This is a genomic window from Erwinia endophytica, assembly GCF_009295515.1.
Taxonomy (GTDB): Bacteria; Pseudomonadota; Gammaproteobacteria; order Enterobacterales; family Enterobacteriaceae; genus Erwinia; species Erwinia endophytica.
In genome coordinates this window covers 15293-40254 of sequence record NZ_RQVV01000016.1, presented here as the reverse complement: position 1 = coordinate 40254, position 24962 = coordinate 15293, and the positions used below count along the sequence as shown (strand labels likewise).

The window sequence follows — 24962 nt, the reverse complement described above, 5'->3', positions numbered from 1 at the left end:
CGCCATAGTTACTGAGCTGATTGTTCGCCCGAAGAACCGGTGACAGTTGTTGTCGACTGCGGCTCTTTATTGGTCGCTGATTTGGTCACTGGTGGAGTTTGTTGCTTCGGTTGTTCCGGTGGCGGAAAATACAAAGGCCCTTTCAATCCGCATCCCACCAGACTGGCGACAGCCAGCGCCAGCGCCATCTGGCAAATCACTTTGTTCATTGCTTATTCTACTCAATTGATACCTGTTGATTGCCTATCATCGCAGGTGAAGTGCTAAAAGCAACAGGAAAAAATGATCGCATCTCGCAGAAAGGAAAGTGGGTAGCCCACTCCGCACCTCATCGTCCACAGTCACCTGAGCGCTATTAATGCATCTGGTAGCGCTGGACGTAATCGGTGTTGGACTCGTTATCTGACACCGAAGCACACAGTTGCGTCAGGGTCTCGCTACGGAAAGGGATCACCTGGAAACGCCCATCTACCTGCACAATCTGGTAAAACTGCGGCAGATTGAAATTGATAAAGCTGGAGCCGTAGGTAAAGCGATCATGAGAAGACGAATAGAAACGGCTCACGTCACGCACCAGGTCTTCTTTACTCCCTTCACAATGATGATAAATCTCTACCCGGTTGGTTTCATCAAGGATGTAGATATTAAAGCCGTGGTCGTCCTGAGTGTCTTCAAAGAAAAACTGGATGATCCCCTCGCTGGCATAGCCATTCACCACCGCAGGCAGGCGTGCCTGGTCGGTTTCCACCTTGATCGACAACCCGTGCAACTTGTTGTTGGAAATAGCGCCGTAGAACTCTACGGCATTTTCCAACTTCTGTACCGACACACTCAGCCGCTCAAAAAACAGGCCCCACGTCTGCCCAGCCACACGCACAGCTTTAAAGCGCCCGGGCTCCTGACGCGTGCTGGAAAGACGCAGTTCAATGCACTCTGATACCAGTTGCTGAACACGGGTACGGATTAACCCACGTAAATGCTGGCTATAGCAGAACACCTCAACGGAATCCGGCGGCGCGGCATCCTGATGCATTTTGCCCAGAATGGTTTTCAATCCTTCAGTCATCGCCTGTTCGCCATTGAAATGTAACGTACGCACCTCATTCCACGAGTTACGATACAACAGGTCGATGCTACCAATCAGGCACTGCTGTTGCTGACCGAAGCTGAATACGTCCAGCTTACGGAAATCAAAATGTACCACCTGATTACGGAAGACCGCGGTGGGGTCATACTCCAGATTGACAATAATCGCCAGATGCCGAATTTCGCAAGGGCTGTAAAGCGCCTTCGGCGTGGGGGCGGGCAACCGCAGCGGAAAGTGGTGCGAAACATCCGCCACCAGCGCCTGCAGTCGCGCTAAATCACAAATTTCATTGCCTTTGATATGCAGGCGGGTTTTGCTGGTCAGCAGACCATTAAACCACGCCCACGCCACCAGCTTATTAAGGTAGCGGTTATATTCCAGCGGCTGATGACTGATTATCGATTGCATATCAGGCGACTGATTATACAGATACCAGCCGGCGCGATTCGCACGACCATGTGGAACGTGAATAAAAGTCAGATGCGGTTCAGACAGGTCAGGGGATATCTGCGGATTAACCAGAGTGACTTTACCCGGTAATGCTTCAAACGCCGCATAGAGTTTCCGCGTTAACACGCCGATATCCTGCGGGCTGGCGCTGACGCTCAGATTATTACGACGGGCGAAGCGGATCAGGTTGCGATAACTCTGCATCATCGCATCCAGCAGTTCATTATGCGCTTCGCGCACACGTTCGATTTTCCATTCAGCGCGGCTATCCAGCATCTCAATGCGCTGTGCATCCCAGCCCCACTCTCTGACCAGTTGACTGAGGATTTCACGCCGCCAGCCGGATTCACCGGTATTCATCGACAGCTTCTCGCACACTTTCAGATAAAAGCAGCGCCGAACGAGATCGAGGCGGGCGTGATCATCAATGCGGGTAAGATAATGCGTCACCCTTTCCAACATCATGCAATAAGGATCGAGGCCGAACGACACGATCTCGCCATCATGCAGGCGCTGTTTAATGTCCATTGCCAACAGACTGGTTTTGGGGTATTCCCAGGAATAAGCTTCCAGCAGGAGTGTTTTCAGCACGGCTTTATACGGCGAATCAATGCTTTTATACAACTGCCACAGGCTGGCCCCAAAATACTCTTCAGCTGAGAGTGTGCCCAGACCACCAAGATCCAGCCACTCGTTCGGCGTCAGCACCCCCTTCTGATACAGCGACATCACATAATCGTCATAGTGCTCTTCTTCTTCCCCAGGCACCATGCTCCACAGGATACGCTTGCCAGCCAGACGAACCGCAGTACGGTAGAATTCATCCAGCAACAGGATATGCTGGGTGGACCCACAATCTTCACCGCCCAGGCTCCCACTTTCGTTATGGCGAAAACGGTTTTCATCGACCAGAAAGAAGCTGACTTCCATCCCCATCGTTGCACACCACTTCTGCAACAGAGTACATTTTTTCTGCAGGCAGAGGCGTTCTTCATTATCCAGCCATGACTGGTGACAGACCCAGATATCAAGGTCTGATGTGAGGTTTTGACCAACCGAAGAGGTACTGCCCATTGAGTAGACACCCGTGATCGGCATCTCTCCTGGGGGGGGGACAGCGGCACTTAATCTTGATTTCTTTTCTAAATCATTAAGATATTTTATCTGGCTTTCATCAGGCGTGTAAAAGCTGATGCCATGTGGAACGTCACCTTCAAGGTAACCCGGCATCAGCGGATGATGATAATGTAATAAGGCTGGCAGCAGACTGTAAACCTGTTGGAACGCGGGTTCCATAGCAGCCAATGCGCGATCTACGCGCAGTTGATTGATGGCATCCAGTCTCTGTTTCAGTGTCTCTATGTAGAGGTACAAGACGTCTCGCCTGATTATCCCAGTGCTTATAAAAAAACCTGTTCCCGAAATCCGCCGCTTGATTTAAAAATAGTCGTGCGAATTATTGCTGGAAACGTGATCAATCTAACATCTGACCAGTTGACCGTAAAGAAAGTTGCGCTACACAACAGTTTAGCATGCTTTACAATCGTTCAATCCTAAGATTCCTCACACCAACGCTTCTCCACCGCTTAAAACTGCGGAAACTGACAGCATTCCCGTATCAATGATAGGATAATCATTGAACGATAAAAACGGTAACAAGCATGTTAGACAAAATTTTAAGAATTGCCACCAGGCAAAGTCCGCTTGCGCTATGGCAGGCACAATATGTTCAGCACCGTCTGATGGCTTGCCATTCCGGGCTTCGCGTTGAACTGGTGCCAATGGTGACCAAAGGAGATGTACTCCTCGATACACCTTTAGCCAAAGTCGGCGGCAAAGGGTTGTTCGTCAAAGAACTGGAACTGGCACTGTTATCTGACCGCGCAGATATTGCCGTTCACTCAATGAAAGACGTACCGGTTGCCTTCCCGGCAGGACTGGGACTGGTCACCATCTGTGAACGGGAAGATCCCCGGGATGCCTTCGTTTCCAATCAATTCGACTCGGTCGATAGCCTGCCGTTGGGCGCCGTGGTCGGGACCTCCAGCCTGCGTCGCCAGTGCCAACTCAGCGCTCGTCGACCTGATCTGATTATTCGCTCGTTGCGCGGCAACGTGGGAACACGGTTGGCTAAACTCGATACGGGTGATTACGACGCCATTATTCTGGCCGTCGCCGGGCTGAAGCGTCTGGATCTGTCCCATCGTATTCGCCATGCCATGCCAGCGGAAGAGTCTCTGCCAGCGGTGGGCCAGGGCGCCGTAGGTATTGAGTGTCGTGTGGATGACGCAGAGACCATCGCCCTACTCTCTGCGCTGCATGATGAAGACACCGCCGTGCGCGTAAAAGCCGAGCGCGCGATGAACACCCGTCTGGAAGGCGGCTGTCAGGTTCCCATCGGCAGTTTTGCCGTCCTTAATGGCGATGAGCTGTGGCTACGCGGTCTGATTGGCGCGCCTGATGGCTCGGTGATCATCCAGGGCGAGCGTCGTGGCCCGCGTAAAAACGCAGAAACCATGGGGATTTCCCTGGCTGACGAATTGCTGAACAATGGCGGCCGTGAAATTTTGTCCAGCGTCTATCAAGGGAATCCTCCCGCATGACCATTCTGGTCACCCGTCCCGAACCAGCTGCCGACGAGCTGGTCGGCCGCTTACGTCAGGTGGGAAAGGTTGCCTGGTCAATGCCGCTGATTGAATTCACGCCGGGAACAGGGCTGAACAGCCTGTCCGGCGAGCTTGTCTCCCTGCCGGCAGGATCTCTGGTGTTTATCCTTTCACAACACGCCATTCATTATGCTCATCCTGCCCTGGTGCGCGCTGGGGCTACGTGGCCAACCAACCTGAACTATTATGCTATAGGTCGCACCACGGCATTAGCCTTCCATGCCGCCAGTAGGTTGGATGTGGTCTGGCCTGAGGAACGTGAAACCAGTGAGGTACTGATACAATTACCGGCGTTACAAAAAATCTCCGGTAAGCAGGCGTTGATCCTACGGGGCAATGGCGGGCGTGAACTTCTGGCAGAAACCTTGCAACAACGCGGCGCTCATGTACAGTTCGTTGAATGCTATCAACGCTGTGCAAAGCATTATCAAGGTTCAATCGAAGGTCGCCGCTGGCGCGACCGCGGCATTACCACTCTGGTGGTCACCAGCAGTGAAATGCTACAACAGCTATATTCGCTGTTTCCCACTATTGATCGTGAGGAATGGCTTCTGCACTGCCGACTGATTGTCGTCAGTGAACGCTTGGCTACCCGTGCCAGGGAACTGGGTTGGCGCGATATCAAGGTGGCCGATGGTGCCGATAACGACGCTTTATTGCGGACGTTACAATAAACTTAAATATGGGATGTGCCACAATGACGGAACAAAAAGATTCCTCTGCCATGGTTGATGAGACCCCCCCAACGGTAGAGGCCTCACCACCAGAGCAAAAGCCTGACCACAAATCGCGGAATCCCGCCACTGCGTTGGCAGTACTGGCGATCGTGATTGCGCTGGCTTCAACAGCTGGTCTTTATATTAACGGTAAACATCAGACCGAACAGCTAACCTCTGCCAATCAGGCGCTGGCTCAGCAATTGTCCTCTCTTCAGCAGCAGTCGGTTAGCGACAAGCAGACCTTTGTGCAACAGTTGGCGACGCAGACCAACGTGTTAGACACCGACCGCCAGCAACAGGCAGCCATCAGCCAGCAACTTGACCAGTTAAAAGAAAAAGTCGCGACGATCTCCGGTGGCGATGCGCGCATCTGGCTTCTGGCCCAGGCCGATTATCTGGTCAAACTGGCGGGACGTAAGCTATGGAGCGATCAGGATGTCACCACGGCGGCAGCCCTGTTGAAAAGTGCTGACCATAGCCTGGCAGAAATGAATGACCCCAGCCTGCTCGATGTACGACGAGCACTGACGCATGACATCAGTACGTTGTCTGCGGTCAGTCAGATCGATTACGACGGCATCATCCTCAAGCTGAACCAACTTTCCAACGGGGTGGATAACCTGCGTCTGGCTGACAATGACGATAATGATGCCCCGATGGACGTCGATGACGGCGAACTGTCATCATCGTTACGCGAGTGGCGGCAAAACCTGGCGAAAAGCTGGCATAACTTCATGGATGACTTTATTACTATCCGCCGCCGCGACAGCAACGCAGAACCCCTGCTGGCCCCTAACCAGGACATTTATCTGCGTGAAAACATCCGCTCAAAGCTATTGATTGCCGCGCAGGCAGTACCGCGCCATCAGAACGAAATCTACAAACAGTCTATTGGTACCGTGGCAACCTGGGTTCGTGCGTGGTTTGATACCAACGATCCTGCCACCAAAGCCTTCCTCGGGCAGTTGGATGACCTCAGTCAGCAAAGTGTGTCCATGGACCTTCCCAGCACACTACAAAGTCAGCCACTGCTGGATAAACTGATGCAAACGCGTGTACGCAACCTGCTGGCCCAGCCTGGTGCCGGGCAACAGCAGCAGGGAGAATAAGCATGGTTAAGGTCCTGATACTTTTTCTGTTACTGATAGCAGGCGTGGTGCTCGGCCCAATGCTGGCGGGTCACCAGGGCTATGTTTTGATCCAGACCGATAACTGGAATATTGAAACCAGCGTGACGGGTCTGGCAGTCATTCTCATCCTTGCGCTAATAGTTATCCTGTTGGTGGAATGGCTGTTACGTCGCCTGTTGCGTACCGGCGTCAGAACTCGCGGCTGGTTTATGGGGCGCAAACGCCATCGCGCGCGTAAGCAAACCAGTGCTGCGCTGATGAAGATGGTCGAAGGCGATCATCGCCAGGTTGAAAAACTGCTGTCACGCAACGCTGATCATGCTGAACAACCCGTAGCCAATTACCTGCTGGCAGCTGAGGCGGCTCAACAACGTGGTGATGAGATCCGCGCTAATCAACATCTCGAAAGAGCGACTGAACTGGCCGGTAACGACCCGTTGCCAGTAGAAATTACTCGCGTACGACTGCAACTGGCCCGTAACGAAGACCATGCCGCCCGACACGGTGTAGATCGTCTGCTGGAGGTGGCACCCCGTCATCCTGAAGTCCTGCGTCTGGCCGAACAGGCTTATGTACGCACCGGGGCCTGGGGACCCCTGCTGGATATTTTGCCTGCGATGGAAAAATCTCAAGTAGCCGATGAGGCCCACCGGCTGGCGCTACAACAGGAAGCCTGGCTGGGATTAATGAATCAGGCTATGGCCGACCAGGGTAGCGCAGGTCTGAAACAATGGTGGCATAACCAAAGCCGTAAAACTCGCCAGGAGACCACGTTACAGGTTGAGATGGCAAACCACCTTATCGTTTGTGATGACCACGAGACAGCACAGCAAATCGTCCTGGACGGTCTGAAACATCGTTATGATGAGCGCCTGGTGCTGTTAATGCCGCGCCTGAAAACCGGCGATCCGGAAAAACTGGAAAAAGTACTGCGCCAGCAGATCAAACAGCAAGGTGCGACACCTCTGTTACACAGTACTCTGGGGCAACTGTTGATGAAGCATGGTGAGTGGGAACAGGCCAGCGACGTCTTCAGAGAAGCACTGAAACAACGTCCTGACGCATTCGATTACGCCTGGCTAGCCGATACACTTGACCGTCAGCATAAGCCAGAAGAAGCGGCAGAAATGCGTCGTGAAGGATTGCTGCTGACGCTGAAGAATACACCATAATCCCGTGGGGTCTTCCACATTATCGACGGCAGATTGAGGGTTTACTCACGTCCATTATTGCTGGGTAAGATCTGGATATAATGGGCTTGAGTTAGACGTGACGTTATGCTGAAGTTAACGTTAAAAAAAACACCTGCCATCACTCCGGCAGGTGTATAAAAGATCAGATCAGATTTGGCTGATACCTGACTCAACGTAGTGTCCTGATACCGTTAAAGTCTTGCGACAATAGCGGCTGGTGGACAACAGGTACCGTAGGGCTCTGCATCATTCCGGATTTATGAAGTGTGAACAATCATAAGCAGTGGAATGAGCATCTACGTGTGTAATATTGCATAGTTCATGCCAAAACAGGATTTCCCGCAAGAAAAACATTCAATTCATTGATAAATAACATTTTAATTCAGAAACCCTCTCACATTTCATGTGACGTACCGTTGCTAATCTGCGACAAACACCATACCGCACGTCGTCATTTGGCGACAGCACATGTATAGTTAAGTAAATTAGTTATATAACAATGAGTTATCCGTCTCAATTATGAGACAGAACGACATTTTCTGGCAACGGATAAAAATCAAAAGGGTTTTTTATAACCGACTTATAGCTGAAAGCTTTACTGACCCCCAGCCTGGCTGGGCGTTTTCTTTAGACAATAAAAAAACCCCGCCGAAGCGGGGTTTCTAAAGATGGTCGGCGAGAGAGGATTCGAACCTCCGACCCACTGGTCCCAAACCAGTTGCGCTACCAAGCTGCGCTACTCGCCGGATATTACTGCTACTACGCTTAGATCCACAGATCTTTAAGCAAAACCCTGCGTCTGCAAGATTTAGAAATATGGTCGGCGAGAGAGGATTCGAACCTCCGACCCACTGGTCCCAAACCAGTTGCGCTACCAAGCTGCGCTACTCGCCGAAAACATCTTTTTTATGGCTAAGTTACTGAAGATTTTGTGGTGCGAAGAGAGGGACTTGAACCCTCACGTCCGTTAAGACACTAACACCTGAAGCTAGCGCGTCTACCAATTCCGCCACCTTCGCCTGCCTGACAAAATCTGGGGTGGCTAATGGGACTCGAACCCACGACAACTGGAATCACAATCCAGGGCTCTACCAACTGAGCTATAGCCACCACACCTGCTACTACCTAACGCGGTAAAACTACCACCGCAGCTCTTGCGCACAACTTAGTGGCGCGCCCGACAGGATTCGAACCTGAGACCTCTGCCTCCGGAGGGCAGCGCTCTATCCAGCTGAGCTACGGGCGCGTAGCGCCGTTGCGGATGGGGATACTACGGATTTGAGCCGATCCTGTCCAGTGCTTTTTGCACAAAAAATCCTGTTTGATTACGCTTTGTGCATTCTGTCTATCACACAGTCGTTTTAAGCCGATTATCACCGCTAAATAGCTGCTTTATATACCCGTCACAACGCCTGGTCGCAGGTATACCAGCGGTGCGAGCGCCCCGGTTGACCAGCCAGAGTCGGAACTTGCTCGCTGGTCACCTGATGGCAATTTGAATAGTAAATGATTCAGGCGCCAGCCACACTGGACACGGCAAAAAAGAACATCAAAGCTCACCGCGCAAATGATAATTTAGGTATTTCAGCAACTTGAGCTGACGACGCAGACGAGAAGGCTGCGAAATTAGCCGGTACAGCCACTCCAGCCCCATTTTCTGCCAGATCTTTGGGGCCCGTTTCACTTGCCCGGTAAAAACGTCATAAGTACCTCCTACGCCCATATACAAGGCCTGTGGATAAACAGCTTTGCAGTCACGCATCAGTACTTCCTGCCGCGGGGAACCCATTGCCACCGTGACAATCGTCGCCCCACTGGCCACAATACGGGAAAACAGCGCCTCACGGTCGGCTGGCGCAAAGTAACCATCCTGTGAACCAACAATATTCACATTCCATTGCCGACGGAGCTTATCTTCTGTCTGTGCCAGGATGGCCGGTTTGCCGCCAACCAGGAACACAGGCGTCCCTTCACGTCCGGCCCGCTCCATCAACCCTTCCCACAAATCGGCGCCAGCAATGCGTGACACTCTGGCGTGCGGATACTTCTTGCGGATAGAACGCACAATACTAATGCCATCAGGATATTTATACTCTGCCGCATCGATCAACTGATGGATCTCTGGATTACTCTCGGCTATCAGCACCTTTTCGGCATTGATCGCCACCAGTGTGCCGGTTTTCAGCCGATCCCCCTGATAGAGATAGTCCAGCATCTCCGCCATATCACCCAATCCCAGTAACGTGAAACCGCGGATCTGATACTGCGGGACAAAAGAAGTCGGGGCCATCGTGCGTTCCTTAAAGTCAAATACGACAATCTGTCCCAAAACAGAGAAAAATCAGTTCTGCACTGGCAACGAAGCCGCCATTTTTCGGGCACGGATCAGACCCGCGCTGTCAAGCAGCCAGAAAATCAGTTTGGCGACCACTACGGCAGCAGTAAAAATCAGGCAGAAAAACACCACGCGAGAAACAAAAGAATCCAGCCCTTCACGGGCGAGCACAATCATGTTGAAAACCGCGCCAAAGCAGAAGCTTTGCAGTACCGCCGCCTTGTAGCGATTGGTTTCCTGCCGCCCTTTCTGATAGAGCCAGTCGAACCACTTAATAATCATCCCCACCACGATTGCGCCAGGAGGGATAAACCCTACCCCGCCCATCACCACCAGCGAACCAATCAACGTCGGCGAGATAGCCAGGCCGGAATGGTTATTTAGCACTTCCCAGGTGAAGTAGTTGCCGCTGTTCAGCACCACAGAAGGACGATCCGGCCACAACCAGTTGGGTATAAAGACGTAAAAATCCCGAACAATGGGCGCCAGTCCCTGGAAATCAATTTTATCGTAATTCTGCAGGAGCAATCCCAGGTTTTCCCATGGCGAAAAGGTATCGCGTGTCAGATAAAGGAAAGTGTAAAACGCCTCAGCACCACTGACATCCAGGTTATAACGCCGCAAGGCCAGCCAGAACATCCCTACCACACCCGCCACACCCGCCGCCATCAGCATCCACAATGTTAACCAGCCGCGAATAACGCCGATAAACAGAAACAGCGCAAAAGCAATGATGATATTGGCTCGTGTGCCACCGACAATCACATAAGTTAGCAAACCGAATGTCACTGTCGTCGCCAGAAAATACAGCCAGTGACGAAAGCTCTGGTGGAGAAAATAGACCACCAGCATCGCGGGAATAAAGAAATAGAAGAAGCGTTTCAGCGCCACACCCGACACTTCAGCAGAGAAAATCTGACTATAACTTTTCAGCTTAAACAGCAGGAAACCATTATGCAGGAAGAACACCAGCACCGTGCCCAACGCGATCAACGCCAGAATGCCCCAGGTGAGATGGGCCTCCACACGATTGATGGTGAACAGTTGACGTGGCACCCTGGTACTCTGAGCCCTCAGGCGGGTTTTATAGCTGACGTAATAAATAGCGTAAAATCCGGTGGAGGCCAGCATCGCCTGCAGCAGATATTCTGCCGGTACCACCTCAACGTTAAAACCAAACACCAGAAAACTGGTCAGCGGAAAACCAAAGTAAAAAGTCAGCAAAAACAGCAGAGAAAAGAAAACATTGAAGTTAAATCGCACCCGCCGAAACTCTCGCCAGACCAGGGTCACGATCAGTCCCAACGACAGCAACCAGACCACCAACAGGCCGGAAAATTGCGACAACATCATGCCATTTCGCCCTCCGACAGTGACAGTGCCTGTTTCCAGCCTTCGATATAAGCGGGTTCAAAAAAGGCGATCGAGGATTTATCCAGTCGCGTCATCTGCCGCTGCGCATCAGCCACAATCAGGGCATCAAGCGGGTCTCCAGCGAATAATACCGGTACCTGCTGCTCAGTCAAATCCTGCCAGAATGGATTTTTACGACTCACTACAAAAGGAATATTCGCCTGAATAAGCAAGCATAGCGTACCGATGCCCTGTTGGCGTTCAAAAATAAAATACCCTAAATCACAACGCGAGATCACGTGCAAATAGGCCTGAAAATCAAGATTCTCGCAGAGAAGATGTAACTTTTCCTCCGCAAATAATGCCCTGCCAACCTCGCGGACCTGGCTGATATAAACCTCGTTATTTGCCGGATAACCCAGCGGCACGATCACCTCCGCTTGATCGCCAAACTGCTGATGGATCGCCTGCAGCGCCTGGATGTGACGATTGCTGGCATCCCCCGAATTACCGACCAGGATGGTCAGAGTATCCCCTTTCTGCGCTGCAGACGGAACAACCTGCGCTATCCGCGTAGGAAAGTAGAGTAAGGAAGCCGGAATGGAGGGGTGACGCTGCTGAAAATAGTTGATATCTCCCCGCGTGGCAAAAACCTGTCCCACTCGTTTCTGAGCCAACCGGCGCATAAGATAAAACAGTCGGAATTTTAGCCCGGCAGCCTGTTCATACAGATCAGCGCCCCAGATATGCCAGTAAACCTGCGAGGAACGCAGCTTGCCCACTAACAGTGCCAGCCATAAGGTTGGATTAAACTGCCCGTGGAAGAAAAAACGCGTGTTGCGATCAGCCCTGGCCAGCGCGCTCACTGCCTGAGCTAACATCCGCTTGTCAGCAAACCAACGAATAGACAGACGCCCCAAATCAGCAACGGGCGCTTCACCCACGACCCAGAACTGGCGGGGCGCAGAACGGGGAGCCGCTTCTGACAGGATATCATTGAAAAAACGTAACACAGTCTGATTGTGGTGGGGAATGGCCGATCCGAGAACATGAATCAATGTGATCATACGTGCCTACGATAAAGAAAAAAGGCAGCAGCGCAGAGCGCAAAATAAGCGATATAGGTCACCATATAGGCTTGGGCCGCTCCGGTAGCGCCATGTAAAGGGATCAGCCAGTGCGCAAATAGCGTCAGCAGCAAAAACTGACTGATTTCAGTCAAAATGTAAAAACGCAGTGAGGCTTTGGCGATAACCAAATAGCCAAACACATAAGAACCGACCTTGAACACGTCCCCGCTCAGTTGCCAGACAAACAGATCACGCATGCCGGTGAACTTGCTGGAGAAAAGCAGCCAGATAGCCACATCCCGCAGTAACCAGATCGTTACACTGACCGCGATCACCACCGGGAACACAAAGCGCAGTGAGCGAAAAATCTCACGAGAGATATCCTGTTTGCTGGTCAGTCGGGCAAGCGTCGGCAGTAAATACACGCTGAATGAAGCGGTAATAAACTGCAAGTAAGCATCAGAAATACTGGTCACGCCTTGCCACAACCCCACCTGCTCCCAGCCATTATGTTCAGCCAACAGATTGCGCATCATTATCCATGCCAGCGGTAATGTCAGTGAGGTTATCAAGGCCATCAGCGTGAATTTACTGAGGCTACGGGCAATATCCGCATGCCAGACTGGCGTAAGAAAGTGCAGTGGCAAATGGTCACGTTTCGCCAGTATGACCACCGCAGGCAGCACAATCAACGCCGGCACCATCGCCATCCCGACCAGCGCTCCACGATATCCCCCTACCCCATAACAGATAAACCACGCGGCCACGCCAACCAGGCTCCCGAGGATCAGCGCCAACGCATTTCCCCGCGCATCGCGAAAACCTTTAATAATTGCCAACGCCAGATTAGCCCAGGCAATGCCAGCTTGCAGAAACGCGACAATGCGTAACACATTCTGATAGCCGCCATGACCAAACAGCCCAACACTGATCGGCTCGGCAAACAGCAGAAACACGATGGCCAGCAGGGTCGAGACGCCCAGAACGATTGCTGAAGCCGTCGCCGTAACGGCCTGCAACCGCTGAGGCTGTTGCTGATATTCCGCGACATATTTCGTGACGCCGTTGAAAATCCCCGCCCCTGCCAGCACGCCTAACACCGTGATCAGTTGGCGGAAATTACCCGCCTGTCCAACACCACTGGGACCAAACGATACCGCCAACATTTTTACCACCAGCAAACCCGCAGCGATTTTTACCAGTGTCGACGCCGCCGTCCACATCGAAGCTTTAGCCAGTGACATATCAGGAAAAATAGCTCAGTAGTGAATTGATCACCGTCTGCTGATTGTTATCTGAGAGATTATAAAACAACGGCAGGCGTAGCAGGCGCTCACTTTCAGCCTGCGTGTAACGATCCGTACCGTGGAAACGACCAAAACGCCGCCCCGCTGGCGACAGGTGCAACGGAATATAGTGAAATACCGCCAGGATCTCCGCTTCCTTCAGCCAGTCAATCAGTGCCGTACGATCATCGTTGTCACGCAGCTTGATATAAAACATATGCGCATTGTGCTGGCAGTCTGGCGGCATCGACGGTAACGAAATCCGCCCTCGGGCCGCAACGGGTTGCAGCGCATCGTCATAGTTCTGCCATAGCCGCAGGCGCCGATCATTGATCCGCTTAGCCGCCTCAAGCTGCGCCCACAGGTACGCCGCCTGCAAATCCGCCATCAGGTAACTGGAACCGATGTCTCGCCAGGTATATTTATCCACCTGTCCACGAAAAAACTGGCTACGGTTAGTCCCCTTTTCACGGATGATTTCAGCCCGCTCAACCAATGTGGGATCATTAATCAGAGTCGCTCCGCCCTCGCCGCCTGCGGTGTAATTTTTGGTTTCATGGAAACTGAAACAGCCGATATGTCCAATCGTGCCCAGCGCTTTGCCTTTGTATGTGGACATTATGCCCTGCGCTGCGTCCTCAACGACCATCAGCTTATACTTCTCCGCCAGCGCCATAATCACCTCCATTTCACAGGAGACGCCCGCATAATGGACCGGTACGATAGCCCGGGTTTTATCGGTGATAGCCGCTTCAATCAGGTTTTCATCAATATTCAGCGTATCAGGGCGGATATCCACAAATACGATAGTCGCGCCGCGCAGAACAAAAGCGTTAGCGGTGGAAACAAAGGTATAACTGGGCATAATCACTTCATCGCCCGGCTGGATATCAATCAGCATGGCCGCCATCTCCAGCGAAGCAGTACACGATGGCGTCAGCAGCACTTTTTTGCTGCCAAATTTATTTTCCATCCACTGCTGGCAACGTCGGGTAAAACCGCCATCGCCACACAGCTTGCCGCTTCCCATAGCCGATTGCATGTATTCAAGCTCGGTTCCCACTATTGCGGGAGCATTAAACGGAATCATAGGGTTACCTGTAAAGCCAGTAAGCGGTGCGTTCAATCACACCTCCGCAGCGAAGATAAAGCCGCAGCGCAGGCAGATTACCCAGTTGGGTAGCAACATGAAGACGCGTCAGGCGCCGGGCACGACACCAGTCAGACGCCGCCTCAATCATCCTTTGTCCAACGCCCAGCCCTTGCGCTTCAGCCAGTGTAGCCAGCAACCCAATACGTGCGCTGCCATCCGGCAATTCACGAAGAGAGACAAACCCCTGCAGGTTACCCTGCTCACTCACCGCCAGCAGGCACTGATGGTCGAAAATTCCCAGAACGGCATTTTCCACCCATTGGGCATAAAAACGACCACTGTCACCGGGCTGATACCAGGGCTCACGAAAACGACTGTAGGCAAAAGCACCACGGGCGACCTCGCGCAATGTCGGGATATGCTCCTGCCTGGCGATGCGGATACCCTCCGGCCTGCCGCCAGTGCGAATGCCCAGTACCAGCTCAACTTCACCTTCGACCAAACGGAATCCCAGATGATTCAACGCGTCCAGCTCTGCCGTCTGCTGAGAAAATACTTTGGCTTGCACCCGGTCGTATGATTGCAGCTGTGCTTCATCAATCGCCGCCTGGTGCACATCAAGACTGAGTAGAGCGCTGTTAATCGCAAAGAACGCATTTTCCCACGCCAGTGGCGTGAGCAGGCCTTGTACGGCCGGTAGAGGACGTCCAGCCAAACTCACTGCCAGATCCCTTTCGTATCGACAATCCGCTGTGATTGCACGCTAGCAATATCCAGCGCCTTAAACTGTGCATGATCAACTAACATCACCAGCACATCAGCTCGCTGCAAAGCGCTATCCTGCGGCACCAGGTCGACTTTACCCTCCAGCGTTTTCGGCAACTGATGAATATTCGGCTCAACCACCAGCGTGATACCCTGATGCCATTCGGCAATCATCCCGACCACCTCCATCGCGGGGCTCTCGCGCAGATCATCAATATCCGCTTTGAATACCAGCCCAAAGCAGGCAATAGTCAGCTCGCTGGCACGTTTGTCGTTAGCGGCCAGACATTCCGCCAGCGTCTTTTTCACCTGATCCAGTACCCAGTGGGGCTTACTATCATTCACTTCCCGCGCAGTACGGATCAGTCGGGCCTGTACAGGATTTTGCGCCACGATAAACCATGGATCGACCGCGATACAGTGCCCTCCGACGCCAGGACCGGGCTGCAAAATATTGACGCGCGGATGGCGGTTAGCCAGGCGAATCAATTCCCAGACGTTGATCCCCTGAGCGGCGCAAATCAACGATAATTCATTAGCGAAAGCGATATTGACGTCGCGAAAACTGTTTTCCGTCAATTTGCACATCTCAGCGGTACGGGAGTGGGTTACCACACATTCACCTTCCAGGAAAATCTCGTACAGCTGGCAGGCCATGTTGGAACAGGTCGATGTCATGCCGCCAATCACCCGGTCATTCTTCACTAACTCGACCATCACTCGTCCCGGCAGAACGCGCTCCGGACAATAGGCAATGTGGATATCCGCCTGCTCGCCAGCATGCTGCGGGAAGGTCAGATCGTCACGTGCCGCCGCCAGCCATTCAGCCAGTTGTTCAGTCGCGCCGACAGGAGAGGTGGATTCGAGGATCACGATATCCCCTTTTTTCAGCACTGGCGCAACAGACTCCGCCGCGGCTTTCACAAACGACAAATCAGGTTGATGGTGATCTTTAAAAGGAGTGGGGACGGCTATCAGAAAAGCCTCGGCTGGTTCCGGAGTCACCGCGGCCCGCAGATAACCTTGTGCCACGGCGGTGCTCACCACCTGACTGAGGTCTGGTTCAACAATATGGATCTCACCGCGGTTAATGGTCGCTACCACATCAGCATTGAGATCAATGCCAATGACCGATTTCCGCCGCGCAGCAAAAGCGGCTGCGGTTGGCAAACCGATATAGCCCAGTCCGATAACGGATATGGTATTAAACGTCATAATGTCATCCGATTGTTTTTAAGTGCCTGCACAATACGTTGGCAGGCCAGGCCATCTCCATAGGGATTGTGGGCACGACTCATGGATTGATACGCCTCGTCATCTGTCAGCAGACGCGCTACCTCATTGACGATTTTCTCGACGTCGGTGCCGACCAGCCTGACCGTTCCAGCCTCAACCGCTTCTGGCCGCTCGGTGGTATCACGCATCACCAGCACCGGCTTACCCAACGACGGCGCCTCTTCCTGGATACCGCCGGAATCGGTCAGAATTAACCATGAATGCACCATCAACCAAACGAAGGGCAGGTACTCCTGCGGCTCGATCAGCATAATATTGTCGATGTCCCGCAGAATACGGTTAACTGGTTCATTAACGTTAGGATTCAGATGTACGGGATAGACAATCTGCACTTCAGGGTGCGAGCGAGCGATCTCCGCCAGTGCACTACAGATACGTTCAAAACCGCTGCCAAAACTCTCGCGACGATGACCTGTCACCAGAATCATCTTTTTATTCGCGTCGAGAAACGGGTAACGCCCCGCCAGGCTGGCGCGCAACGTTTCATCACTCAGTACCCGATCACGCATCCAAAACAGGGCATCAATCACCGTATTCCCTGTCACAAACATACGGGCATCCCGAAGATTCTCACGCAACAGGTTCTGCCTGGCCGCTTCCGTTGGGGTAAAATGATAACAAGCCAGATGCCCAGTCAGCGTACGGTTAGCCTCTTCAGGCCATGGGGAATAAAGATCGCCAGTGCGCAGACCTGCCTCCACATGCCCCACGGGGATCCGGTGATAGAAAGCAGCCAGGCTGGCGGCAAAAGAGGTGGTGGTATCGCCATGTACCAGCACGACATCTGGGGCGAAGTCGGCAAACACCGTTTTTAACCCATTAAGAATACGGCAAGTTACCTCGGTCAGATCCTGTCCAGGACGCATAATATTGAGATCGTAGTCCGGGACAATAGCAAACAGCTGTAATACCTGATCCAGCATCTCGCGGTGCTGTGCCGTAACGCACAGCCGCGCTTCTATCTCGCTATCCTGCGCGAGTGCATGAATCAGAGGCGCCATTTTTATTGCTTCCGGGCGCGTGCCAAAAACAGTTAATACTTTCACTGTTGCTCTCTTAGATTCATCTGTTAAGTAACGATAAGCTGACGGACGATTAATCGCGACGCCGACGTACCAGCGCTATCCCTGCTCCAGTAAAGGCGCCTACCGCACCCCACATAATCATCAAAAACAGACGACGAGGACTGTCGCGTTGCACCGGTTCTTCCGGCGTCCTCAAATAGCGCCAGGTCTGGAAAGTATTTAGCAGTGTTGGGCCGGCATTCAGCGTGTTCAGCATGGCTTTATTTTGATCATAGTCCAAATCGGCGCCAGGCCCTGCGGCCTGCAGACTCTCCAGACGGGCCTGTAACATTGAACGACCGAGTAAGAACAGTTCTGAATCAGGCAGTTGCTCCACAGGTATCGCCGTTTTCGCCTGTTCAAATCCCTGCTGCTGAGCAATTTTCAGCGCATTTTGCACACTCTTCACCTGGCGGTCATAAATAGCTTTTGCCACCTCCTCCTGCCGTTTTACCTGTGCTTTCAGTTGGAGAGTCCGGGCAGCCCAGGCACCTGCCAATTCTTCATTAAGATGAGAAACCGCCCGCTGATTAGCAAATGTCACGTACTGACGCAACAGTGTATTGGCTTCCGGTGCAGTTTCCGCCACCAGCTTGACGGTATCATGAAGGTTTTTCACCGCATCAGCCGGCTGATATTGAATGTTCGCGATTAACTCATCCAGCAATACAGCATCATGGCGGGTATGACCCGTCTGGCGCTGTTTGTAGTACGGGTTTCGCAGCCAAAAGTCCCGGCGGGCATCATATGCCGAGAGCTGCATAATGAATTCCTGGTAAGCTTCATCCACCACCGAGGGCGGCACCAGGTTAGTATTGCGGCTGCGCGCATCCAGATTATTGAGAAACTGCTGCTGTGCATAGAAGTTGCCCAGCATGTTGACAGTAGGACGATCGGTGATAGCCGTGGAACTCCATTTTGGCGTAACGAGAAGCGACCAGATATAGGCCAGCAGGGCGAACAGCAACGCGCTGCCGATGATCCAGTACTTACCCCGCCATAAAGTGCAGCAAAGTCCGCGAATATCCAGTTCGTTATCTGCAACGTCAGGATGCGTCATACTTTATATTCCTTGTTTTCAGGGTATTGAGTTCTGTCAGCCAGGGAAAACCGCGAATTATTGTGCTTTACGCAAGCGCCTTTTAAACCTTTTTATCAGGCGCGCCACACGCCATGCCCGCTTGATACAGTAGCCATAAAGCATAAACGCCAGCAGGAACAGCAGCAGCATTGCCCAGTCAGGGACAAAGCTCAGGTATTCACCCAGCACGCCCACACCGGCCAGTAACGCGGCGGCCAGGGTAATCAGGAGACAGGCCTGTTTCGAGGTGAACCCAGCACGCATGATCAAATGGTGGATGTGCTGGCGATCCGCGGAAAACGGACTCATGCCTTTGCTAAGACGACGGTACATGATAGCCACCATGTCCATCAACGGAATGGCAATCAACCACAAAGCGGTGACAGGGGTGATGGGATGATACTGGCCCTGAGTGGCTTCCAACAGGATCCAGATGATAGTAAAACCAATAAGCGTACTACCTGCATCGCCCATAAAGACTTTATAACGGCGGCCAAATACACCAAGGTTCAGCAGGATATAGGGCACAATGGCAGCAATCATCGAAAAACACCACATCGCCAGACTTGGCTGCCCATCAAACAACAAAATAATGCCCATCGCCAGGAAAGTCACACAGGAGAGGCCCCCCAGCAGACCATCAATACCGTCCACCATATTGAAAGCGTTGATCGCCGCCCAAACAGCAAACAGTGTCAGCACGTAACCAAACGGACCAACTATCAACTCCCATGGACCGAAAATATAACCAAGACTCAGCAAATACAGCTTTCCCATGACCATCATGACCACAGCGATAGCTGCCTGTACAAAGGCACGGATTTTTACACTAATATCGAAGCGGTCATCCAGCGCCCCCACCAGGACCAACATACCGGCACATCCCAGGTAAAGCCGAAAATGAGGAATGTAGTCGTTAGTGATGGCAAAGCCAAAACAGATCCCGGCAAAAACAGAGATTCCCCCCACCAGAGGGATAACCCCCTGGTGGCGTTTACGGTAGTTGGGCTTATCCACCAGACCCACTTGTTTAGCTGCTTTACGGGCGAAGAAAAGAAAAACCAATGAAAACACAAAAATTAAAGCAAGCTCAGTACTCATATTGAGTAAATTCACATTAACCAGTTCTCCGCTAAGAATCTCGCAGTGTTATAGGCGTTTTATACGCCACTAACATCTATTTAATTCTGATTTCCATTCCATTTCAGAAATAAAATGCAGAATCTGACTGCTTTTCATCCTGAATCACACCATTGTTTAATTCTTCAGTTGCTGAATATCGTATAGCCCATAAACAAAAAACGCCACGTCTGAGCGTGGCGTTTCCTAAGTTTTCTTACTTTTGGCTAGCATGTGAACTGCTTTTTCACTGCTAAAAAGTCAATAACTCACCCCTCTTTCTTCAGAGGGGGATCGGGCAAAACGCTTAAGAGCGTTTCATCATCTCGAAGAACTCATCGTTAGTTTTGGTCATCGCCAGCTTGTTGATGAGGAACTCCATCGCGTCAATTTCCCCCATTGGGTGAATAATTTTGCGTAAGATCCACATTTTTTGCAGTTCTTCGGAGCTGGTAAGCAGTTCTTCTTTACGTGTACCAGACCGGTTGTAATCGATGGCCGGGAACACACGCTTCTCAGCGATTTTACGCGCCAGATGCAGTTCCATGTTGCCGGTACCTTTAAATTCTTCATAGATAACTTCGTCCATCTTCGAACCGGTATCCACCAGCGCGGTGGCAATGATAGTCAGGCTTCCGCCTTCTTCCACATTACGCGCAGCACCGAAGAAACGTTTTGGACGATGCAGGGCGTTTGCATCCACCCCCCCTGTCAGCACTTTACCTGAAGCTGGCACGACCGTGTTATAAGCACGCGCCAGGCGAGTGATTGAGTCCAGCAGGATTATCACGTCTTTTTTATGCTCCACCAGACGTTTGGCCTTTTCGATTACCATTTCGGCAACCTGTACATGCCGGGAAGCAGGCTCATCAAAGGTAGAGGCGATCACTTCACCTTTAACCAGACGCTGCATCTCGGTCACTTCTTCCGGACGTTCATCAATCAGCAGCACCATCAGCACACAATCAGGATGGTTGTAAGCAATACTCTGCGCGATATTCTGCAGCAACATGGTTTTACCGGCTTTAGGCGGCGCCACAATCAGCCCACGCTGACCACGACCAATTGGCGAGGCCAGGTCAAGTACGCGCGCGGTTAAATCTTCAGTAGAACCGTTACCTCGCTCCATACGCAAACGGGAGTTGGCGTGCAATGGCGTTAAGTTCTCGAACAGGATCTTATTACGGGCGTTTTCCGGCTTGTCGTAGTTAACTTCGTTAACTTTCAACAAAGCAAAATAACGCTCACCTTCTTTTGGTGGGCGGATTTTACCGGAAATGGTGTCACCTGTACGGAGGTTGAAACGGCGGATTTGACTGGGAGAAACATAGATATCGTCGGGACCGGCAAGGTAGGAGCTGTCTCCAGAACGGAGGAATCCAAATCCATCCTGTAATATCTCCAGTACACCATCGCCGAAGATATCTTCACCACTTTTCGCATGCTGTTTAAGGATGGCGAAGATAATGTCCTGTTTACGCATACGGGCAAGGTTTTCCAGCCCCATGTTTTCGCCGAGTGTTATCAATTCAGAAACCGGCGTGTTTTTTAATTCGGTAAGATTCATAATGGTGGGTTCTTAAAAAGGGGTAAATCTCGAAGTATTTGTCATAAATGGTATGGCGAAAAATCCATGCCTGTTAATGGCATTCTTGTCAGGGTCCGCTCGATAATCACGTGCAGAAAACGCAAATCTGAGACGATGAGACGGTATGGACAAGACGCCGGAATTGCTGATGATACTAACCGTCAGATTGCTGAATATCTGTAATTAAGATAAATACAGTATTCAACAAGGAATAAATCTTAGATTCAAACTACAAGGTAAGTTTCGTAGTGCAGTGAACAGTAAATTAGCATGCCTGATGACAAACGTCTAGCGGTGAACTAAAAATATACCAGTGGTCTGACAGCAGGCTCCACACTGTCAGCCACCGGACCTGTCATTTAGCCTAAATTCGCGTTCAGAAATTCTTTGAGCTGACCTTTTGAGAGCGCGCCCACTTTGGTCGCCGCCACTTCGCCATCCTTGAACAGCAACAGGGTTGGAATACCCCGGATACCATACTTCGGCGCGGTGCCCGGGTTTTCGTCGATATTCAGTTTTGCGATTGTCAGCTTGCCATCGTATTCTTCAGCAACTTCATCAAGAATTGGGGCAATCATTTTGCATGGACCGCACCACTCTGCCCAGAAGTCGACCAGCGTCAAACCCTCTGCTTTCAGTACGTCGGTCTCGAAGCTGTCATCGGTCAGGTGAATAATTTTATCGCTGCTCATGTCTTACTCCAAAAGATTATGCCTGGCTGGTTGGCGTAACATCTGCCAACGTAGGTTGACTTTATTTCACCGGATACGCTTTCGTAAAGCAATAGTAAGCTGATATTCTACCACACTATGAGCAAAACATACTTAACTGAACAGAAGTTTTCCGACTTCGCCCTGCACCCAAATGTCATTGAAGCCCTTGAAATTAAAGGGTTTCATAACTGCACACCTATTCAGGCATTGGCGTTGCCTTTTACGCTGGCTGGGCGTGATGTGGCAGGACAGGCGCAAACCGGTACCGGCAAAACGATGGCGTTCCTGACGTCAACGTTCCATCATCTTCTTTCTCACCCTGCGCCGGAAGGCCGTCAGGTGAATCAGCCCCGTGCGCTAATCCTGGCGCCGACCCGAGAATTAGCCGTCCAGATTCATGCTGATGCAGAACCACTGGCTCAGGCCACCGGCCTTAATCTCGGGCTGGCCTATGGCGGCGACGGCTATGACAAACAACTGAAAGTCCTCGAAAACGGCGTCGATATTCTGGTTGGCACAACCGGCAGGTTGATCGATTACGCCAGGCAGAATCACATCGACTTAGGCGCTATTCAGGTGGTGGTCCTTGACGAAGCTGATCGGATGTTCGATCTGGGCTTCATTAAAGACATTCGCTGGTTGTTCCGTCGTATGCCAGCGGCAAACCAGCGCCTGAATATGCTGTTCTCTGCCACCCTCTCCTTTCGCGTCCGTGAACTGGCGTTCGAAAATATGAACAATGCCGAATATGTGGAAGTCGAACCGGAACAAAAAACTGGCCACCGGATTAAAGAAGAGCTGTTCTACCCTTCGAACGAAGAAAAAATGCGCCTTCTGCAAACGCTGTTGGAAGAAGAATGGCCGGATCGCGCCATCATTTTCGCCAACACCCGGCACCGCTGTGAAGATATCTGGGGACACCTGGCTGCCGATGGCCACCGCGTGGGTCTGCTGACTGGCGACGTGGCGCAGAAAAAACGCCTGCGGATCCTGGATGACTTCGCCAAAGGCGACGTTGATATTCTGGTTGCGACCGATGTGGCCGCGCGTGGTCTGCATATTCCTGCGGTGACCCACGTTTTCAATTACGATCTTCCTGATGACTGTGAAGATTACGTTCACCGTATTGGTCGTACCGGGCGCGCAGGCGCGAATGGGCACTCGATCAGTCTGGCGTGTGAAGAATATGCTCTGAACCTGCCGGCAATCGAAGAATACATCGGCCACAGCATTACTGTGAGCCGTTACAACAGCGATGCACTGCTAACCGAACTCCCCCCGCCGAAGCGCCTGACACGTAATCGCTCTGGCAATGGTCCGCGTCGTGGCGGCAGCAATCATCGCCGCGCTGGCGCACCGCGCAACAATAACCGCAAACGTTCAGGTTAAGACTGCCATGCTGAGCGCCTCATCGCTTTATGCTGCAATAGATTTAGGATCCAACAGTTTTCATATGTTGGTGGTGCGCGAGGTGGCGGGCAGCATCCAGACCGTTGCACGCATTAAGCGTAAAGTGCGCCTGGCGGCGGGACTTGACGGTAGCAATCATCTCTCGAACGAGGCCATGGAACGCGGCTGGCAGTGTTTGCGGTTGTTCTCTGAACAACTGCAGGACATTCCTCCTGACCAAATCAGGGTGGTTGCCACAGCGACCTTGCGTCTTGCTACTAACGCCGGAACCTTTCTACAAAAAGCCCAGCACATTCTGAATTGCCCGGTGAATGTCATCAGTGGCGAAGAAGAGGCTCGACTGATTTATCAGGGAGTGGCCCATACCACGGGGGGGTCGGATAAACGCCTGGTGGTGGACATCGGCGGAGGAAGCACCGAACTGGTTACCGGCAGCGGTTCACAAACCACCGCGTTATTTAGCTTATCCATGGGCTGTGTTACCTGGCTGGAACGTTATTTCGGTGATCGTCATCTCGGTAAACAAAATTTCGAAGAGGCTGAACAGGCAGCACGCGATATGATCCGCCCAGTGGTCAAACCGTTGCGCGAGCAGGGCTGGCAGGTATGCGTGGGAGCCTCCGGAACAGTGCAGGCACTGCAGGAAATTATGATGGCGCAGGGCATGGACGAGCGCATCACGCTCAGCAAACTACAACAGCTCAGGCAACGTGCTATCCAGTGCGACAAACTGGAAGAACTGGAAATTGAAGGGCTGACCCTGGAACGTGCGCTGGTCTTCCCCAGCGGATTGTCGATTCTGATCGCCATTTTTACCGAGCTGAATATTAGCAGCATGACGCTGGCCGGCGGCGCGCTGCGCGAAGGTCTGGTGTATGATATGTTGCCTCTTCCGACAGACCGTGACATTCGTGGCCGCACACTGCATAACATTCAGCGCCGGTTTACAATTGATACCGAACAGGCTGAACGCGTACGCCTGTTGGCCAGAAGCTTTGCCCGTCAGGTCAGCCATAGTTGGAAGCTGGACGACCGATGTTGCGAGCTGCTCGACAGTGCCTGTCTCATCCATGAAATCGGCCTCAGCGTTGATTTTAAACAGGCTCCGCAACATGCCGCCTATCTAATTCGCCATCTTGACCTTCCCGGCTTTACCCCCGCGCAGAAAAAATTATTGGCAACGCTGCTACAGAATCAGGTGAACAGTATCGATCTGGCATTACTTAGCCAGCAAAATGCCGTTACACCGCGGGTGGCGGAAAGATTGTGCCGCCTGCTACGGCTGGCAATTATTTTTGCCAGTCGCCGCCGTGATGATACTTTACCCGCAGTGCGTCTGCATGCCGATGATGACCATCTCACCCTGACATTGCCTGTTGGCTGGCTGGACGCGCATCCGCTAAGAGAAGAGTTGCTGGAACAGGAGTGTCACTGGCAAAGTTACGTACACTGGTCGCTGACCGTAGACTGAATAAGACAAAAAGCGACCGTCTCGCATGGGTAAAATCGCCATCGACGTTACGCTTTACCATGGACCATAACGT

20 protein-coding genes and 5 tRNA genes are annotated in these 24962 nt (G+C 52.0%); 6 read left to right on the top strand and 19 right to left on the bottom strand.

The window, feature by feature from the left end; all coding sequences use genetic code 11:
• Positions 1–8: 8 nt before the first annotated feature.
• Entirely contained in the window at positions 9–209 is a 201-nt protein-coding gene (gene lptM, locus EH228_RS05955) for an LPS translocon maturation chaperone LptM (protein WP_152320761.1), read from the bottom strand.
• Between the two features lie 146 nt (positions 210–355).
• Positions 356–2911, bottom strand: a complete 2556-nt coding sequence (locus EH228_RS05950) for a class I adenylate cyclase (protein ID WP_152320760.1) — start codon at positions 2909–2911, stop codon at positions 356–358.
• A gap of 287 nt (positions 2912–3198) precedes the next feature.
• Between EH228_RS05950 and hemC the strand changes: the two genes are divergently transcribed.
• From hemC to hemY, 4 genes are read left to right on the top strand one after another with little or no spacing between them, the layout of a single operon-like run.
• Positions 3199–4140 carry a hydroxymethylbilane synthase gene (gene hemC, locus EH228_RS05945; RefSeq protein ID WP_152320759.1) on the top strand — a complete coding sequence of 314 codons (942 nt, stop codon included), beginning with the start codon at positions 3199–3201 and terminating at the stop codon, positions 4138–4140.
• Complete coding sequence (gene hemD / locus EH228_RS05940) at positions 4137–4877, top strand: uroporphyrinogen-III synthase (protein WP_152320758.1); 741 nt, start codon at positions 4137–4139, stop codon at positions 4875–4877. Before hemC ends, hemD begins: the two co-directional genes overlap by 4 nt.
• Positions 4878–4900: 23 nt before the next feature.
• A complete protein-coding gene (gene hemX, locus EH228_RS05935) occupies positions 4901–6031 on the top strand; it encodes a uroporphyrinogen-III C-methyltransferase (RefSeq protein ID WP_152320757.1) in 1131 nt (376 codons plus the stop codon).
• Between the two features lie 2 nt (positions 6032–6033).
• Positions 6034–7224 carry a protoheme IX biogenesis protein HemY gene (hemY, locus tag EH228_RS05930; protein ID WP_152320756.1) on the top strand — a complete coding sequence of 397 codons (1191 nt, stop codon included), beginning with the start codon at positions 6034–6036 and terminating at the stop codon, positions 7222–7224.
• A gap of 690 nt (positions 7225–7914) precedes the next feature.
• On the opposite strand, the gene EH228_RS05925 is transcribed toward hemY, so the two are convergent.
• The 17 genes from EH228_RS05925 to trxA all read right to left on the bottom strand — a co-directional run bounded on the left by EH228_RS05925 (position 7915) and on the right by trxA (position 21987).
• Positions 7915–7991 (bottom strand) — tRNA-Pro (locus tag EH228_RS05925).
• Between the two features lie 71 nt (positions 7992–8062).
• Positions 8063–8139: transfer RNA gene (locus tag EH228_RS05920), tRNA-Pro, on the bottom strand.
• 38 nt (positions 8140–8177) lie between these two features.
• Positions 8178–8264, bottom strand: a tRNA-Leu gene (locus tag EH228_RS05915).
• Between the two features lie 15 nt (positions 8265–8279).
• A tRNA-His gene (locus EH228_RS05910) sits at positions 8280–8355 on the bottom strand.
• 59 nt (positions 8356–8414) lie between these two features.
• A tRNA-Arg gene (locus EH228_RS05905) sits at positions 8415–8491 on the bottom strand.
• A gap of 303 nt (positions 8492–8794) precedes the next feature.
• Positions 8795–9535 (bottom strand): lipopolysaccharide N-acetylmannosaminouronosyltransferase, encoded by a 741-nt coding sequence (wecG, locus tag EH228_RS05900; RefSeq protein WP_152320755.1) that lies wholly within the window; start codon positions 9533–9535, stop codon positions 8795–8797.
• 51 nt (positions 9536–9586) lie between these two features.
• A complete protein-coding gene (gene wzyE / locus EH228_RS05895) occupies positions 9587–10933 on the bottom strand; it encodes an ECA oligosaccharide polymerase (protein WP_152320754.1) in 1347 nt (448 codons plus the stop codon).
• Positions 10930–12000 (bottom strand): TDP-N-acetylfucosamine:lipid II N-acetylfucosaminyltransferase, encoded by a 1071-nt coding sequence (locus tag EH228_RS05890; protein WP_152320753.1) that lies wholly within the window; start codon positions 11998–12000, stop codon positions 10930–10932. Before EH228_RS05890 ends, wzyE begins: the two co-directional genes overlap by 4 nt.
• Positions 11997–13247, bottom strand: coding sequence for a lipid III flippase WzxE (wzxE, locus tag EH228_RS05885; RefSeq protein WP_152320752.1), 1251 nt, complete (start codon positions 13245–13247; stop codon positions 11997–11999). Before wzxE ends, EH228_RS05890 begins: the two co-directional genes overlap by 4 nt.
• Before the next feature lies 1 nt (position 13248).
• Positions 13249–14379, bottom strand: a complete 1131-nt coding sequence (gene rffA, locus EH228_RS05880) for a dTDP-4-amino-4,6-dideoxygalactose transaminase (RefSeq protein ID WP_152320751.1) — start codon at positions 14377–14379, stop codon at positions 13249–13251.
• A gap of 4 nt (positions 14380–14383) precedes the next feature.
• Positions 14384–15103 (bottom strand): dTDP-4-amino-4,6-dideoxy-D-galactose acyltransferase, encoded by a 720-nt coding sequence (gene rffC / locus EH228_RS05875; protein ID WP_240116236.1) that lies wholly within the window; start codon positions 15101–15103, stop codon positions 14384–14386.
• Positions 15100–16362 (bottom strand): UDP-N-acetyl-D-mannosamine dehydrogenase, encoded by a 1263-nt coding sequence (wecC, locus tag EH228_RS05870; RefSeq protein WP_152320750.1) that lies wholly within the window; start codon positions 16360–16362, stop codon positions 15100–15102. Before wecC ends, rffC begins: the two co-directional genes overlap by 4 nt.
• The gene (gene wecB / locus EH228_RS05865; RefSeq protein WP_152320749.1) at positions 16359–17489 is read right to left on the bottom strand and encodes a non-hydrolyzing UDP-N-acetylglucosamine 2-epimerase; all 1131 of its coding nucleotides are present in this window, start codon (positions 17487–17489) and stop codon (positions 16359–16361) included. The genes wecC and wecB overlap by 4 nt, the downstream gene beginning before the upstream one ends.
• Positions 17490–17538: 49 nt before the next feature.
• Positions 17539–18567, bottom strand: coding sequence for an ECA polysaccharide chain length modulation protein (gene wzzE / locus EH228_RS05860; RefSeq protein ID WP_152320748.1), 1029 nt, complete (start codon positions 18565–18567; stop codon positions 17539–17541).
• Positions 18568–18624: 57 nt separating this feature from the next.
• Positions 18625–19704: a UDP-N-acetylglucosamine--undecaprenyl-phosphate N-acetylglucosaminephosphotransferase gene (gene wecA, locus EH228_RS05855; RefSeq protein WP_152320747.1), complete on the bottom strand. Its 1080-nt coding sequence runs from the start codon at positions 19702–19704 to the stop codon at positions 18625–18627.
• A gap of 310 nt (positions 19705–20014) precedes the next feature.
• A complete protein-coding gene (rho, locus tag EH228_RS05850) occupies positions 20015–21274 on the bottom strand; it encodes a transcription termination factor Rho (protein WP_152320746.1) in 1260 nt (419 codons plus the stop codon).
• A 380-nt stretch (positions 21275–21654) separates the two neighbouring features.
• Positions 21655–21987: a thioredoxin TrxA gene (trxA, locus tag EH228_RS05845; protein ID WP_152320745.1), complete on the bottom strand. Its 333-nt coding sequence runs from the start codon at positions 21985–21987 to the stop codon at positions 21655–21657.
• A gap of 117 nt (positions 21988–22104) precedes the next feature.
• On the opposite strand from trxA, the gene rhlB reads away from it, so the two are divergent.
• Both rhlB and ppx read left to right on the top strand, forming a co-directional pair.
• Positions 22105–23397 carry an ATP-dependent RNA helicase RhlB gene (gene rhlB / locus EH228_RS05840; protein WP_152320744.1) on the top strand — a complete coding sequence of 431 codons (1293 nt, stop codon included), beginning with the start codon at positions 22105–22107 and terminating at the stop codon, positions 23395–23397.
• 7 nt (positions 23398–23404) lie between these two features.
• Positions 23405–24889, top strand: coding sequence for an exopolyphosphatase (ppx, locus tag EH228_RS05835; protein WP_152320743.1), 1485 nt, complete (start codon positions 23405–23407; stop codon positions 24887–24889).
• Positions 24890–24962: the final 73 nt, after the last annotated feature.

Excerpts from the sequence above, each read along its gene's own strand:
- lptM (WP_152320761.1), bottom strand. The coding sequence starts at position 209 with ATGAACAAAGTGATTTGCCAGATGGCGCTGGCGCTGGCTGTCGCCAGT.
- hemC (WP_152320759.1), top strand. The coding sequence starts at position 3,199 with ATGTTAGACAAAATTTTAAGAATTGCCACCAGGCAAAGTCCGCTTGCG.
- hemD (WP_152320758.1), top strand. The coding sequence starts at position 4,137 with ATGACCATTCTGGTCACCCGTCCCGAACCAGCTGCCGACGAGCTGGTC.
- hemX (WP_152320757.1), top strand. The coding sequence starts at position 4,901 with ATGACGGAACAAAAAGATTCCTCTGCCATGGTTGATGAGACCCCCCCA.
- hemY (WP_152320756.1), top strand. The coding sequence starts at position 6,034 with ATGGTTAAGGTCCTGATACTTTTTCTGTTACTGATAGCAGGCGTGGTG.
- wecG (WP_152320755.1), bottom strand. The coding sequence starts at position 9,535 with ATGGCCCCGACTTCTTTTGTCCCGCAGTATCAGATCCGCGGTTTCACG.
- wzyE (WP_152320754.1), bottom strand. The coding sequence starts at position 10,933 with ATGATGTTGTCGCAATTTTCCGGCCTGTTGGTGGTCTGGTTGCTGTCG.
- EH228_RS05890 (WP_152320753.1), bottom strand. The coding sequence starts at position 12,000 with ATGATCACATTGATTCATGTTCTCGGATCGGCCATTCCCCACCACAAT.
- wzxE (WP_152320752.1), bottom strand. The coding sequence starts at position 13,247 with ATGTCACTGGCTAAAGCTTCGATGTGGACGGCGGCGTCGACACTGGTA.
- rffA (WP_152320751.1), bottom strand. The coding sequence starts at position 14,379 with ATGATTCCGTTTAATGCTCCCGCAATAGTGGGAACCGAGCTTGAATAC.
- wecC (WP_152320750.1), bottom strand. The coding sequence starts at position 16,362 with ATGACGTTTAATACCATATCCGTTATCGGACTGGGCTATATCGGTTTG.
- wzzE (WP_152320748.1), bottom strand. The coding sequence starts at position 18,567 with ATGACGCATCCTGACGTTGCAGATAACGAACTGGATATTCGCGGACTT.
- rho (WP_152320746.1), bottom strand. The coding sequence starts at position 21,274 with ATGAATCTTACCGAATTAAAAAACACGCCGGTTTCTGAATTGATAACA.
- trxA (WP_152320745.1), bottom strand. The coding sequence starts at position 21,987 with ATGAGCAGCGATAAAATTATTCACCTGACCGATGACAGCTTCGAGACC.
- rhlB (WP_152320744.1), top strand. The coding sequence starts at position 22,105 with ATGAGCAAAACATACTTAACTGAACAGAAGTTTTCCGACTTCGCCCTG.
- ppx (WP_152320743.1), top strand. The coding sequence starts at position 23,405 with ATGCTGAGCGCCTCATCGCTTTATGCTGCAATAGATTTAGGATCCAAC.